10 protein-coding genes and 2 tRNA genes are annotated in these 12,600 nt (G+C 60.3%); 4 read left to right on the top strand and 8 right to left on the bottom strand.

Annotated features, from left to right (window positions below; all coding sequences use genetic code 11):
- Positions 1-52 precede the first annotated feature (52 nt).
- The 6 genes from rplI to rnr all read right to left on the bottom strand — a co-directional run bounded on the left by rplI (position 53) and on the right by rnr (position 5,828).
- The gene (gene rplI / locus NQL71_RS11770; RefSeq protein ID WP_008058981.1) at positions 53-499 is read right to left on the bottom strand and encodes a 50S ribosomal protein L9; all 447 of its coding nucleotides are present in this window, start codon (positions 497-499) and stop codon (positions 53-55) included.
- A gap of 19 nt (positions 500-518) precedes the next feature.
- Positions 519-1,412: a YybS family protein gene (locus NQL71_RS11765; RefSeq protein ID WP_046819829.1), complete on the bottom strand. Its 894-nt coding sequence runs from the start codon at positions 1,410-1,412 to the stop codon at positions 519-521.
- A gap of 36 nt (positions 1,413-1,448) precedes the next feature.
- Positions 1,449-1,679 carry a 30S ribosomal protein S18 gene (rpsR, locus tag NQL71_RS11760; protein WP_002551829.1) on the bottom strand — a complete coding sequence of 77 codons (231 nt, stop codon included), beginning with the start codon at positions 1,677-1,679 and terminating at the stop codon, positions 1,449-1,451.
- 28 nt (positions 1,680-1,707) lie between these two features.
- A complete protein-coding gene (gene rpsF / locus NQL71_RS11755) occupies positions 1,708-2,130 on the bottom strand; it encodes a 30S ribosomal protein S6 (RefSeq protein ID WP_003217491.1) in 423 nt (140 codons plus the stop codon).
- Positions 2,131-2,436: 306 nt separating this feature from the next.
- Positions 2,437-3,204, bottom strand: coding sequence for a 23S rRNA (guanosine(2251)-2'-O)-methyltransferase RlmB (gene rlmB / locus NQL71_RS11750; protein ID WP_007973273.1), 768 nt, complete (start codon positions 3,202-3,204; stop codon positions 2,437-2,439).
- Entirely contained in the window at positions 3,201-5,828 is a 2,628-nt protein-coding gene (gene rnr / locus NQL71_RS11745) for a ribonuclease R (protein ID WP_077185396.1), read from the bottom strand. The genes rlmB and rnr overlap by 4 nt, the downstream gene beginning before the upstream one ends.
- A gap of 225 nt (positions 5,829-6,053) precedes the next feature.
- Here rnr and NQL71_RS11740 point away from each other — a divergent pair.
- The 4 genes from NQL71_RS11740 to NQL71_RS11725 all read left to right on the top strand — a co-directional run bounded on the left by NQL71_RS11740 (position 6,054) and on the right by NQL71_RS11725 (position 9,132).
- Positions 6,054-6,140: transfer RNA gene (locus tag NQL71_RS11740), tRNA-Leu, on the top strand.
- Positions 6,141-6,307: 167 nt separating this feature from the next.
- Positions 6,308-6,394, top strand: a tRNA-Leu gene (locus NQL71_RS11735).
- A 162-nt stretch (positions 6,395-6,556) separates the two neighbouring features.
- Positions 6,557-7,567: an extracellular solute-binding protein gene (locus tag NQL71_RS11730; protein ID WP_274642675.1), complete on the top strand. Its 1,011-nt coding sequence runs from the start codon at positions 6,557-6,559 to the stop codon at positions 7,565-7,567.
- Positions 7,567-9,132: an ABC transporter permease gene (locus NQL71_RS11725; protein ID WP_046819832.1), complete on the top strand. Its 1,566-nt coding sequence runs from the start codon at positions 7,567-7,569 to the stop codon at positions 9,130-9,132. The genes NQL71_RS11730 and NQL71_RS11725 overlap by 1 nt, the downstream gene beginning before the upstream one ends.
- Positions 9,133-9,225: 93 nt before the next feature.
- Here NQL71_RS11725 and NQL71_RS11720 read toward each other — a convergent pair whose 3' ends face one another.
- Both NQL71_RS11720 and NQL71_RS11715 read right to left on the bottom strand, forming a co-directional pair.
- Positions 9,226-11,160 (bottom strand): methyl-accepting chemotaxis protein, encoded by a 1,935-nt coding sequence (locus tag NQL71_RS11720; RefSeq protein ID WP_274642674.1) that lies wholly within the window; start codon positions 11,158-11,160, stop codon positions 9,226-9,228.
- Between the two features lie 150 nt (positions 11,161-11,310).
- Positions 11,311-12,600 carry an adenylosuccinate synthase gene (locus tag NQL71_RS11715; protein WP_046819834.1) on the bottom strand — a complete coding sequence of 430 codons (1,290 nt, stop codon included), beginning with the start codon at positions 12,598-12,600 and terminating at the stop codon, positions 11,311-11,313.

Raw genomic sequence — 12,600 nt, 5'->3', positions numbered from 1 at the left:
CGTGCCCGATGTTACCGGCAAGCACCCGAGGGTGCCAGCCGACAAGTACTGCTTAAGCTGCTACCACGACAACGCGTACGGTGGCTTCAACTTCGGCGTGCAGGTGCACGGCTACGTCGAATTCACCTACGTTGCGGATGGTGCCGTTCGGCAGACGAACTTCGCTTTTCGCTACTTCAACGCCAGAGGCGGTCAGTGCGTCAGCGATGTCGTGAGTACCGATCGAACCGAACAGCTTGCCTTCGTCGCCAGCGGTGGCAGTGATGGTCACTTCCAGCTCGGCCAGTTGGGCAGCGCGGCTTTCAGCCGACGATTTGCGATCTGCTGCTGCTTTTTCCAGCTCGGCACGACGCTCTTCGAACGCAGCCAGGTTGGCTGGGGTCGCAGCGGTAGCTTTGCCGTAAGGCAGCAGGTAGTTACGACCGTAACCAGCCTTAACGTTCACTTTGTCACCCAGGTTGCCCAGGTTGGTGACTTTTTCCAGAAGGATCAGTTGCATGTGAAAATCCTCTTAACTTTTAACCTTCACCGTTCGCATCATCGGCGTCTTTCGGCGCCAGACGACCGCGAAAATCAATCAGGCTGTCGACGATGGCCAGGACCACCAGCAACGGATAGATCAGCTGCATGAACAGCAACAGCGTGACGTACAACCCCACCAGCCAGAACTTGGCCAGTCGCTTTTGCGCCACCAGCCCGTGAATCAGGGCCAGCCCGGCGAAAACCAGCGGTACGCTGCACAGCGGTACAAGCATGGACATCTGGACACCGAGATTCGGTGACACAACCATGCCCGCCAGCAGCAACATCGCGGGACCCAGCGGGATTCGGACGGCGCGAAACTCGCGACCAAAACCACCGGGGTTGTACAACAACGCCTGCCAGTAGCGCCCGACAATCAGGCTCAGCACACTGACGATTTGCAACAGGGCCGCAATCAGGCCGGTCAGGATCGGTGTAATCAGGGACGCGAAACGCGCTTGCTCGTCTACCGACATCTGCTGGTAGACATCACCGAGTAGCGACGGCATGACTTTTATCAAAGCCTGCGCCAGCATCTCGATCTGGGGACCAAAAGCCATCCCCAACACCACTGAAAACACCACTCCCATCGCTATGCTGACCAGCAGCACGCGGTTCCAGGACTCGCTTGCGCGCAAAACCAACGCAAGGCTCGCAGACCCCAGCAGCACCAGAAGTGCCCGTGGGTCGTCGGAGTAAAGCCACCAGATCAATGCCGGCAGCAGTCCCAGAGCAAGAACGCCCAGGGCGTCCTTCAATCCGCGCCGCAGGAGCACGAGGCATCCAGCGGCAGCACCCAACCAATACAACAACGGCAATGCCGCGCATCCAGCCACTACGAGAGTGGCCTGCATACGGCCCCGCATGATGAACTCAGCTAAGGCACGCATACATTCAATCCTTTGCTACGTGTCGACTGCCCGGTCTCAGCGGCCGTGGCTGTCGGTGTAGGCCAGCAGGGCCAGGAAGCGGGCGCGCTTGATAGCGGTGGCCAGCTGACGCTGATAACGTGCTTTGGTACCGGTGATGCGGCTTGGAACGATTTTGCCGGTCTCGGATACGTAGGCTTTCAGAGTGTTGAGATCTTTGTAATCGATCTCTTTCACGTCTTCAGCGGTGAAGCGGCAGAATTTACGACGACGGAAGAAACGTGCCATTTGATAGGCTCCTTAAAAGGTCCGTGGATTACTCGTCAGCGTTATCGCTGTTGTCGCTGTCATCACTATCAGCGCTTTCAGCGCCTTCGTGCTCAGGACGGTCGCGACGCTCACGGCGCTCACTGCGGTTTTCTTCAGCCTTGAGCATCTCGGATTGGCCGGTAACGGCTTCTTCGCGACGGATGACCAGGTTACGGATCACTGCATCGTTGTAGCGGAAGTTGTCTTCCAGCTCGGCCAGGGCCTTGCCAGTGCACTCAACGTTCAGCATCACGTAGTGAGCCTTGTGAACATTGTTGATTGCGTAGGCCAGTTGACGACGGCCCCAATCTTCCAGACGGTGGATTTTGCCGCCGTCTTCTTCGATCAGCTTGGTGTAACGCTCAACCATGCCGCCGACTTGCTCGCTTTGATCCGGGTGGACCAAAAAGATGATTTCGTAATGACGCATGAATGCTCCTTACGGGTTGTAGCCTGCCGCTCAAAAGCGGTCAGACAAGGAGTGAATGACACTTATGGACTTGAGGACGCTAGACACGTGGGTGCCTGCCATCACAGCAAGGGGCGCAATTGTAGAGAAGGGGCGTGGGAGGCGCAAGGGAATTGGTGATTATTTGAACAGCCACCAACTCATGCCACACCACAAACACTGTGGGAGCGGGCTTGCTCGCGAATGCGGCAGCACATCCAACATTTTTGCTGAATGTTACTCCGCTTTCGCGAGCAAGCCCGCTCCCACATTTTGATTGCGTCGAGCTTAGGACTTCTTGGCAGCAGCCTTGGCTTTGACGCTACGCTGACGCTGCGCTTCGAACAGGCACACACCGGTCGCCACGGACACGTTGAGGCTGCTGACGCTACCGGCCATCGGCAGGTTCACCAGATAGTCGCAATGCTCGCGGGTCAGGCGACGCATGCCTTTACCTTCAGCACCCATGATCAGGATGGTCGGGCCGGTCAGGTCCTGGTCATACAGGCTGACCTCGGCTTCACCGGCCGTGCCGACAACCCACAAGCCGCGCTGCTGGAGTTTTTCCAGCGTGCGCGCCAGGTTGGTCACGGCAACCAGCGGAATCACTTCCGCTGCACCGCAGGCGATTTTTCGTACAACCGGAGTCAGGGTCGCCGACTTGTCCTTCGGCACGATCACGGCCAGCGCACCGGCGGCATCCGCGGAACGCAGGCAGGCGCCAAGGTTATGCGGATCGGTCACGCCGTCGAGCACCAGCAACAACGGCGCGCCGTCAGTGCGATCGAGCAATTCGTCGAGCATCGCCTCGCCCCAGACCTGACTCGGACTCACGTCCGCAACCACGCCCTGGTGCACGCCTTCAACCCAGGCGTCCATTTCGCGGCGCTCGGCCTGGCCGACCTGGACCCGGTTTTCGTTCGCCAGCTCTATCAGCGTCTGGACCCGAGGATCGTTGCGACCTTCGGCCAACCAGATCTGCTTGACGCGCTTGGGGTGGTGACGCAGCAACGCTTCTACAGCATGCACGCCGTAGATTTTCTCCAACTGACTCATGACTTGGCCTTAGGTTTACGCGCCCCGCCGCTTTTGGCTGGGGCCGAGCCCGCTTTCGGCGGGCCTTTACGATGTTTGCTCGGTTTGGCTGGCTTGCCGCCGACGGCCTTTTCAGGCGCCGACCGTCCGGTCTTTCCCGTAGACGCCGCTTTACCGCCGCTTTTCGCGCCGGCGAGCAACGCCTGCTTCATTTCACGGCTTTTGCGCACTTCGGCGTTTTTCGCCGCAGCATCACTCGGACGATAGGCCTCGACAGCCTTTTCCTTGGCAGGACGACGACCGGCTTTCGCCGGGGCCGGTTCTGCTTCGGCCTTGGCAGCAGGCGCTGCGGTTTCGGCACCGCGTTTTTTGCGGCCGATCGGCGCGCTGATGGTTTTTTCAGCCATCTCGAAGTCGATCTTGCGCTCGTCGAGGTCGACGCGCATGACCCGCACTTCCACGGTGTCGCCCAGGCGGAAGCTGCGACCGGTACGCTCACCGGCCAAGCGGTGGTGCACAGGATCGAAGTGGTAGTAGTCACCCGGCAGCGCGGTGACGTGCACCAGGCCTTCGACGTAGATGTCGGTCAGTTCGACGAACAGGCCAAAGCCGGTGACGGCCGTGATCACGCCCGGGAACGACTCGCCCACGCGATCTTTCATGAACTCGCACTTGAGCCAGTTCACTACGTCGCGGGTCGCTTCATCGGCACGGCGCTCGCTCATCGAGCACTGCTCGCCAAGTTGCTCCAGGGCCGCTTCGTCGTACGGGTAGATGCGCGCTTTCGGAATGGTCATCGCACCGGCACGGCGAACGTGCGGGGTGTTCTGCTTCGAATGGATCACGCTGCGAATCGCCCGGTGCGTGAGCAAGTCCGGGTAGCGGCGGATCGGCGAGGTGAAGTGGGTGTACGCCTCGTAATTCAGGCCGAAGTGGCCCTGGTTATCGGCGCTGTACACCGCCTGGCTCAACGAGCGCAGCATGACGGTCTGGATCAGGTGGAAATCCGGACGATCCTTGATGCCGGCCAGCAAAGCCTGGTAATCCTTCGGCGACGGACCGTCCTTGCCTTTGTGCAGGGACAGGCCGAGCTCGCCGAGGAACGCACGCAGTTTTTCCAGGCGCTCCGGCGGCGGGCCGTCGTGCACGCGGTACAACGCAGGAATTTCGTGCTTCTTGAGGAATTCGGCGGTGGCCACGTTGGCCGCCAGCATGCATTCCTCGATCAGCTTGTGCGCGTCGTTACGCACGGTCGGACGGATTTCGGCGATCTTGCGCTCAGAACCGAAGATGATCCGGGTTTCCTGGGTTTCAAAATCGATCGCGCCGCGTACGTGACGAGCAGCCAGCAACACCTTGTACAGCGAATACAGCTGCTTGAGGTGCGGCACCACGTCGGTGTATTCGCCGCGAAGCTTGCGCCCTTCGGTGGCTTTCGGCGTTTCCAGCATCGCGCTGACCTTGTTGTAGGTCAGGCGGGCATGGGAATGGATCACCGCTTCGTAGAAGCAGTAGTCGGTCATTTCGCCAGACTTGGAGATGGTCATCTCGCAAACCATGGCCAGGCGATCGACTTGCGGGTTCAGCGAGCACAAACCGTTGGACAGCTGCTCAGGCAGCATCGGAATCACGCGCTCGGGGAAGTACACCGAGTTGCCGCGAACCTGAGCCTCGGCATCCAGCGCCGAACCGAGTTTCACGTAGCTGGAAACGTCGGCAATCGCCACGTACAACTTCCAGCCACCGGAGAACAGGCGCAGCTTGCCCGGACGGGCTTCGCAATAAACCGCGTCGTCGAAGTCGCGGGCATCTTCGCCGTCGATGGTGACGAACGGCAGATGACGCAGGTCGATGCGCTTCTCTTTGTCTTTCTCTTCGACTTCCGGCTTGAGCTTGCCGGCTTCCTTGAGCACGGCGTCAGGCCAAACGTGAGGAATGTCGTAGGTACGCAGGGCAACGTCGATCTCCATGCCCGGCGCCATGTAGTTGCCCACTACTTCAACCACATCGCCTTGCGGCTGGAAGCGTGGCGTTGGCCAGTGAGTGATCTTCACTTCGACGAACTGCCCGATCTGGGCGTTCGCGTTACGGCCCGGCGTCACCAGCACTTCCTGCTGGATCTTCGGGTTATCCGCGACGACAAAACCGATACCGCCTTCTTCGAAGTAGCGGCCGACGATGGTCTCGTGAGCACGGGACACCACCTCGACGATCATGCCTTCGCGGCGACCGCGACGATCCAGTCCGGAAACTCGTGCCAGTGCACGGTCGCCGTCGAACACCAGGCGCATTTGTGCCGGGCTCATGAACAGGTCGTCACTGCCGTCGTCCGGCACCAGGAAGCCGAAGCCATCACGGTGACCGCTGATGCGGCCCAGGATCAGGTCGAGCTTGTCCACCGGCGCATAAGTGCCGCGACGGGTGTAAATGAGTTGTGCATCGCGCTCCATGGCGCGCAGGCGGCGGCGCAGGGCTTCGATCTGGTCTTCCGTGGTCAGACCAAACTCTTCGACCAGTTGCTCGCGGTTAGCAGGCGAACCCCGATCAGCAAGGTGCTGAAGGATCAGTTCGCGGCTAGGAATGGGGTTTTCATATTTTTCCGCTTCACGAGCGGCCTCGGGATCGAGGGACTGCCAATCGGCCATTAGAGAGTTTTCACCTTGTCTATATACGGGTTAGTTTGGCATAGGCGTAATGAAACGGGAAATTTCAGGCTAAGACGCCTCATCTAAAGCCCTTTATCGACACCAGAAGGTTGATTTGAATACCACTGGTGAAATTTTTCAGGTTTTTTTGGTGTCGGGGGTTTACAGTTAAAAAGACGCTCCGTATAGTGCGCGCCATCGACGACGGACAACGTTGCCGATACTGCCCAGATGGTGAAATTGGTAGACACGCCAGCTTCAGGTGCTGGTGACCGCAAGGTCGTGGAAGTTCGAGTCTTCTTCTGGGCACCAATTTCGAGCTTGAGATTAGTTCAATTTCAAGGCTCACACAAAAACCCGCGAAAGCGGGTTTTTGCATTTTGGAGATCTGATTTAATAATTTTAAATCAGGGGTTTACAGATCAAATTGCTCTCCGTATAGTGCGCCACATCAACAGCGGCAACGCTAGCGATGAAATGCCCAGATGGTGAAATTGGTAGACACGCCAGCTTCAGGTGCTGGTGACCGCAAGGTCGTGGAAGTTCGAGTCTTCTTCTGGGCACCAATTCAAATTCAAGGTTACGGCCTTGAATTTCACAGAAACCCGCGAAAGCGGGTTTTTGCGTTTCCGGGGTTTGAAAACCTGCCCGCACAGAGCCCATTTGAGAAACAATATCGTTTATCATTGTTGCAAGTTTTTGCAATGCGACAGTGAGGAACCCTGCGAATGATGTTTCGAAATACCCTGCGCCGCGGCTTGACCACCACCCTGCTCGGCCTGGCGCTCGCCACTCCCCTCATCCAGGCTGCCGATCCTGTTTCCCTGACGCTCTATAACGGCCAGCACAAGGAAGTCGGCGATGCTGTCGCCAAAGCCTTCGAAGCCAAGACCGGCATTCACGTCAATGTGCGCAAGGGCAGCAGCAACCAACTCGCCAGCCAGGTGGTCGAAGAAGGTGATCGCTCCCCTGCCGACGTGATCTACACCGAAGAGTCGCCGCCGCTGAACAAGCTCGGCGAGCAAGGCCTGCTGGCCAAGGCCGATGACACCACGCTGGCAGTGCTGCCCAAGGACTATGTTGCCGGCAATGGCACCTGGATTGGCGTCACTGCCCGGGTGCGCGTCGTCGCGTTCAACCCGAAACTGATCGACGAGAAAGACCTGCCGAAGTCAGTGATGGAATTCTCCGATCCAAAATGGCAAGGCAAGGTCGGCTTCGTACCCACCAGCGGTGCGTTCCAGGAACAAGCCGTGGCAATCATCAAGGTACATGGCATGGAGGCGGCCGAAGAATGGCTGACCGGCCTGCGCGCCTTCGGCAAGACCTACAGTAACAACATGGTTGCACTCAAAGCCGTGGAAAACGGCGAAGTGGCGACGGTACTGGTGAACAACTACTACTGGTTCGCCTTGCAACGTGAAAAAGGCCAGCTCGATTCGAAACTGCATTACTTCACCGGCGGCGACGTCGGCGGCCTGATTACCGTATCGAGTGCGGCCGTGCTGAAATCCAGCAAACATCCAAAAGAAGCCCAGCAACTGCTCGCCTACATGGCCAGCGAAGAAGGCCAGCGCGTGATCACCCAGACCACCGCCGAATACCCGCTGCATAAAGGCATGCAATCGGATCGTGGCCTCAAGCCGTTCAGCGAACTGCAAGCACCGAAAGTCACACCTGCCGACCTCGGCAATGCCGAAGAAGCCCTGGACCTTGAACGCGAGGTTGGCCTGAACTGATGAGCGCATCGCTAACCGCCCCTGCCTCTTATGGCCAGTACGTGCCAAGGCGCAAGCGGCCGTCCATCTGGCTGGTACTGCCGGTTCTGCTACTGGTCGTGCTCAGCTTGCTGCCCCTGGCTTACGTCGGCCTGAAGGCCTGGCAAGCGGGCTGGGCCGAAGCGCTGCACCTGCTGTGGCGGCCATATGTGTTCGGCCTGTTGCGCAATACCTTGGCGCTGATGGTTGGCGTTACGCTGGCCTGCGGCGTGATCGGCCTGTCGCTGGCCTGGCTGCTGGAACGCAGCAATTTGCCGGGGCGGCGCTTGTGGGGCGTGATCCTGTGCTTGCCGTTCGCCGTGCCGGCGTTTGTCAGCAGTTTTACCTGGGTGTCGCTGAGCGCTCATTTCGAAGGGCTTGGCGGGGCGATCCTGGTGATGAGCCTGTCCAAATACCCGCTGATTTTTCTGCCGGTCGCAGCCACCCTGCGCAATCTCGACCCCTCCCTGGAAGAGTCGGCCCGCACCCTGGGGCAGAATCGCTGGGGGGTATTTTTCCGTGTCACCCTGCCGCTGCTCTGGCCTTCGCTGCTGGCGGGGTCGCTGCTGATTGCCCTGCACATGCTGGTGGAATTCGGCGCGCTGTCGATTATTGGCCTGCAGACCTTCACCACCGCGATCTATCAACAGTTCGAACTGGAGTTCAGTAACGCCAACGCCGCGATGCTCTCGGCGGTGCTGCTGGCGCTGTGCCTGATGTTGCTGTGGCTGGAGCTTCGCGTTCGCGGCAAGGGCCGGCACGTGCGCACAGGCCAGGGTGCGGCGCGCCAGGCGGAACAGGTTCGGTTGGGCCCCTGGATGGTGGCCGGGCAACTGTATTGCCTGTTGCTGGCGATCATCGGCAGTGGCATTCCACTGGGGATGCTGGCGTACTGGCTGGCCGTGGGCTCGTCGGCGGCATTTCCGGTGGCGGCCATCGGCGAGGCGCTGCTTTCATCCCTGGCACTGTCGTTGGGCGGCGCGGGGCTATGCCTTGTTCTGGCGTTGCCGGTGGGACTGCTGGTGGTGCGCTACAAAGGCCCGTTGGCGATTTGGGCCGAACGCCTGCCCTATCTGCTGCACGCGCTACCAGGACTGGTGATCGCGCTGACCCTGGTGTACTTCGCGTTGCACTATGTGCCAGCGCTGTACCAGACGTCGATGCTGTTGCTGATCGCTTACGCGCTACTGTTCTTGCCGCTGGCCCAGGCGCCAATACGCACAGCACTGAACAAGGCCGCTCCGCAACTGGAAGAAGCGGCACGCACCTTGGGCGCATCTTCGTTCAGTGCGTTTTGCCGGGTGACGTTGCCGATCATCTTTCCGGCGCTGGGAGCGGCGTTTGCACTGGTGTTCCTGGATGCGATGAAGGAGCTGACGGCGACCTTGCTGTTGAGCCCGACCGGGCTCAATACCCTGGCCACGGAGGTCTGGGCGCATACCGCGAATGTGGAGTTTGCGGCGGCGGCGCCTTATGCGGCGTTGTTGATTCTGGTATCGGGGTTGCCGGTTTATTTGCTTACGACCCGGATGTATTTGAGTCGTTGAGTCCGTCATCGCGAGCAGGATCGCTGCCACAGGTCTCGGTAGATCAACAGTGGGAGCGAGCCTGCTCGCGATGAGGCCCGCCCGGACAACCCATCAAGCCCTGAACTGCCCCAGGCTCGCTTTCAACTGCGCCGCCAGGCCATCGAGCACCTTGCCGCTGGCCGTGGTTTCCACCACCGCCTGGGCCGCCTTCTCGGCCTGCACATGAATGGTCTCGACCCGACCGCGTACCGCCTGGGCTCCGCGGGCCTGGTGCTCGGCGGCCTGGGTCGCCAGACCGATCGCCGTGTGCACCCGCTCGACCGAAGCCTGCACCGATTGCTGCAACCGCGCACTGTCACGCAGGACCAGAAGGCCCTCACTGGCCTGACGCCCGGCCTGGCCGATGGCCGCCACGGCTTCACGTGCGCCTTGCTGCAACGCCACGATATGCGCCTGGATATCGCCGGTGGAGCTTTGCGTCTTGCTCGCCAACGCACGCACCTCATCAGCCACCACCGCAAACCCGCGCCCGGTTTCGCCCGCACGCGCCGCCTCAATGGCCGCGTTCAGCGCCAGCAGGTTGGTCTGCTCGGCAATACCGTGGATCACCGTCAGTACCACTTCGATCTGCTCACTCTGCTGCGCCAGGCGCTCGATCACTTGCGCCCCGGTTTCGACCTGGCCGGCCAACGCTTCAATCAGGTTGCCGACTTTCGCCGAGGTCCGGGTGTTTTCGTCGGTGGCCTGACGAATATCCACCACCTGCTTCAGCGCCGCTTGCATGGCCTGGCTTTCGGACTGCGCCTCATCCGCCATGCGCGACAAGGCCCGCAGGCTTTCAGCTACCTCATCGCGCTGCATGCCTGCCGCCGCATCGGCCCCCGCGTTACGCAGCGTCATGGCGCCGATTTCCACACCGGTACGCTGAGCGACATCACCCGCCTCGCGCACGATCGGCTGCAACTTGTCGACAAAACGATTGACCGCCGAAGCCATGTCACCGATTTCATCCTTGCTGCTGATCTGCACGCGCTTGGTCAGATCGCCCTCGCCCGCCGCCAGGTCGTCCATGGCGACAATCAACATCTTCAGGCGATTGACCACTCGACGCCCGAGCACGACCGCCAGCAACAGCAGGACACCAAAACCCACCACCGCCAGGCTCAAGCCGATACGCCAGCGCAAGGTTGCCGCGGCCTCCTGCACGGTGCCGGTGGTGTTGGCTTTCATTTCAGCGGCCGTGGACTGGGCCGATTGCAGACGCGCACGCATGGCGGCAGCGCTGTCGGCCGCTGCGCCTTTCAGGCTGTCGCCTACCAGTTGGTCGCCACTGGCGATCAAGGCCGCAAAGCGCTTGTCCAGCGCCGCCAGATCGGTCTCCACCGAGGCCGTCGAAACGCCCATCAGGACCTTGCCGATTTCCACGCCATTAGGGTTGATCGTGGCCTCGATGTAGAAGACCGACGGATCGTTCTTCGCGGCGTCCAGCACCTTGTCCAGCGCGCGGTCGCCCTGGCCTTTTTCCAGCAGGGCCTTGTTGATCGGGTTTTCCCGGTTGAGGTAGCGCGTCAGATGCTGGCCCGTGGCGTCGTCGTACACCACAAACAGGACGTTGGGGTTGCGCTGGGCCCGACGGGCAAATTCGGACAAGGTCGGAACGTCGTTGTCCCACATGGCGCGCGGAGCCACCGAGGCCAGGAGCTGCGCCATGTCGCTGGCAGAGTCCTTCAGGTCTTTTTCCAGGGTCGAACGCAACTGTGCCTGCTCGTCCTTCAGCCGCGCAGACAAGCCAGCGGTAAGGCGCTGACGCGTACTGGCGGACAGGCTGTCGAGGCTCGACGTGACTTCACGCCCAGCCTGCTCAAGTTCACCGGAGAGTTTTTGACTGTCCGCGCCCAGGCGCTGACCGAGATCGGCTTCCAGCGCGGTCACGGTGCTCCGGGTCAGCGCGACCGCCACCAGTACCTGCACCAAAAGGGCGATACCGAGGGTAACGAATACGGGCCGCAACAAACGGCTTTGTAACAATGAGAGAACGGCCGACACTTGAAATCCCTCTGCATGAGCGCCATTAAATTGATGGCACGCCCGAAATGACGCTTCAGGCAAAGCTAATAGCAAAGGTCATGCCGTTCGACAGGCATAAACGACAAAGGCCCCTATAAAGGGGCCTTTGTGTTTTACATCAACAGCTTATCAAGCGAACGGATGGCGCAGAACGATGGTTTCGTTACGGTCCGGACCCGTCGAAATAATGTCGATCGGCGCACCGATCAGCTCTTCGACGCGTTTGATGTAAGCACGGGCGTTAGCTGGCAGCTCTTCCAGGGTCTTGGCACCCACGGTTGACTCGGTCCAGCCCGGCACTTCTTCGTACACAGGCTGCAAGCCCACGTAGCTGTCTGCATCAGTCGGGGCAACGGCGTTGCCTTCTGCATCTTTATAACCGACGCAGATGTTGATGGTTTCCAGACCGTCGAGCACGTCCAGCTTGGTCAGGCAGATGCCCGAGATGCTGTTCACATCGATAGCGCGACGCAGGATAACGGCGTCGAACCAGCCGCAACGACGAGCACGGCCGGTAGTCGCGCCGAACTCGTGACCTTGTTTAGCCAGGTGCGCACCGACTTCGTCGAACAGCTCAGTCGGGAATGGGCCCGAACCTACACGCGTGGTGTAAGCCTTGGTGATACCGAGGATGTAGTCCAGGAACATAGGGCCAACACCCGAACCGGTAGCTACGCCGCCAGCGGTGGTGTTAGAGCTGGTCACGTACGGGTAGGTACCGTGGTCGATGTCCAGCAGGGAGCCTTGGGCGCCTTCGAACATGATGTCTTTGCCAGCGCGACGCAGGTCGTGCAACTCGGCAGTCACGTCCAGCATCAGCGGCTTGAGCAGCTCCGCGTATTCCTTGCATTCTGCCAGGGTCTTGTCGAATTCGATGGCTGGCTCTTTGTAGTAACCCACCAGCATGAAGTTGTGGTAATCCACCAGTTCACGCAGTTTGTCTTCAAAGCGCGGCATGTTGAGCAGGTCGCCCACACGCAGGCCACGACGTGCAACCTTGTCTTCGTAGGCCGGGCCGATGCCGCGACCGGTGGTGCCGATCTTCAGCTCGCCGCGGGCCTTTTCACGGGCCTGGTCCAGCGCTACGTGGAAGGACAGGATCAGTGGGCAGGACGGGCTGATACGCAGGCGCTCGCGCACCGGTACGCCTTTTTCTTCCAGCTTGGTGATCTCGCGCAGCAGGGCGTCAGGTGCAACGACCACGCCGTTGCCGATCAGGCACTGCACGCCTTCGCGCAGCACGCCCGAGGGGATCAGGTGCAAGACGGTCTTTTCACCGTCGATCACCAGGGTGTGGCCAGCGTTGTGGCCACCCTGGTAGCGCACTACGGCGGCAGCATGTTCGGTTAGCAGATCAACGATCTTGCCTTTGCCCTCATCACCCCACTGGGTGCCCAGGACTACGACATTCTTACCCAT

The organism is Pseudomonas serbica (assembly GCF_028823535.1).
Taxonomy (GTDB): Bacteria; Pseudomonadota; Gammaproteobacteria; order Pseudomonadales; family Pseudomonadaceae; genus Aquipseudomonas; species Aquipseudomonas serbica.
This window is presented reverse-complemented; position numbering and strand designations above follow the sequence as displayed.

Excerpts from the sequence above, each read along its gene's own strand:
- NQL71_RS11765 (WP_046819829.1), bottom strand. The coding sequence starts at position 1,412 with ATGCGTGCCTTAGCTGAGTTCATCATGCGGGGCCGTATGCAGGCCACT.
- NQL71_RS11730 (WP_274642675.1), top strand. The coding sequence starts at position 6,557 with ATGATGTTTCGAAATACCCTGCGCCGCGGCTTGACCACCACCCTGCTC.
- rpsF (WP_003217491.1), bottom strand. The coding sequence starts at position 2,130 with ATGCGTCATTACGAAATCATCTTTTTGGTCCACCCGGATCAAAGCGAG.
- NQL71_RS11715 (WP_046819834.1), bottom strand. The coding sequence starts at position 12,600 with ATGGGTAAGAATGTCGTAGTCCTGGGCACCCAGTGGGGTGATGAGGGC.
- rplI (WP_008058981.1), bottom strand. The coding sequence starts at position 499 with ATGCAACTGATCCTTCTGGAAAAAGTCACCAACCTGGGCAACCTGGGT.
- NQL71_RS11725 (WP_046819832.1), top strand. The coding sequence starts at position 7,567 with ATGAGCGCATCGCTAACCGCCCCTGCCTCTTATGGCCAGTACGTGCCA.
- rnr (WP_077185396.1), bottom strand. The coding sequence starts at position 5,828 with ATGGCCGATTGGCAGTCCCTCGATCCCGAGGCCGCTCGTGAAGCGGAA.
- rpsR (WP_002551829.1), bottom strand. The coding sequence starts at position 1,679 with ATGGCACGTTTCTTCCGTCGTCGTAAATTCTGCCGCTTCACCGCTGAA.
- rlmB (WP_007973273.1), bottom strand. The coding sequence starts at position 3,204 with ATGAGTCAGTTGGAGAAAATCTACGGCGTGCATGCTGTAGAAGCGTTG.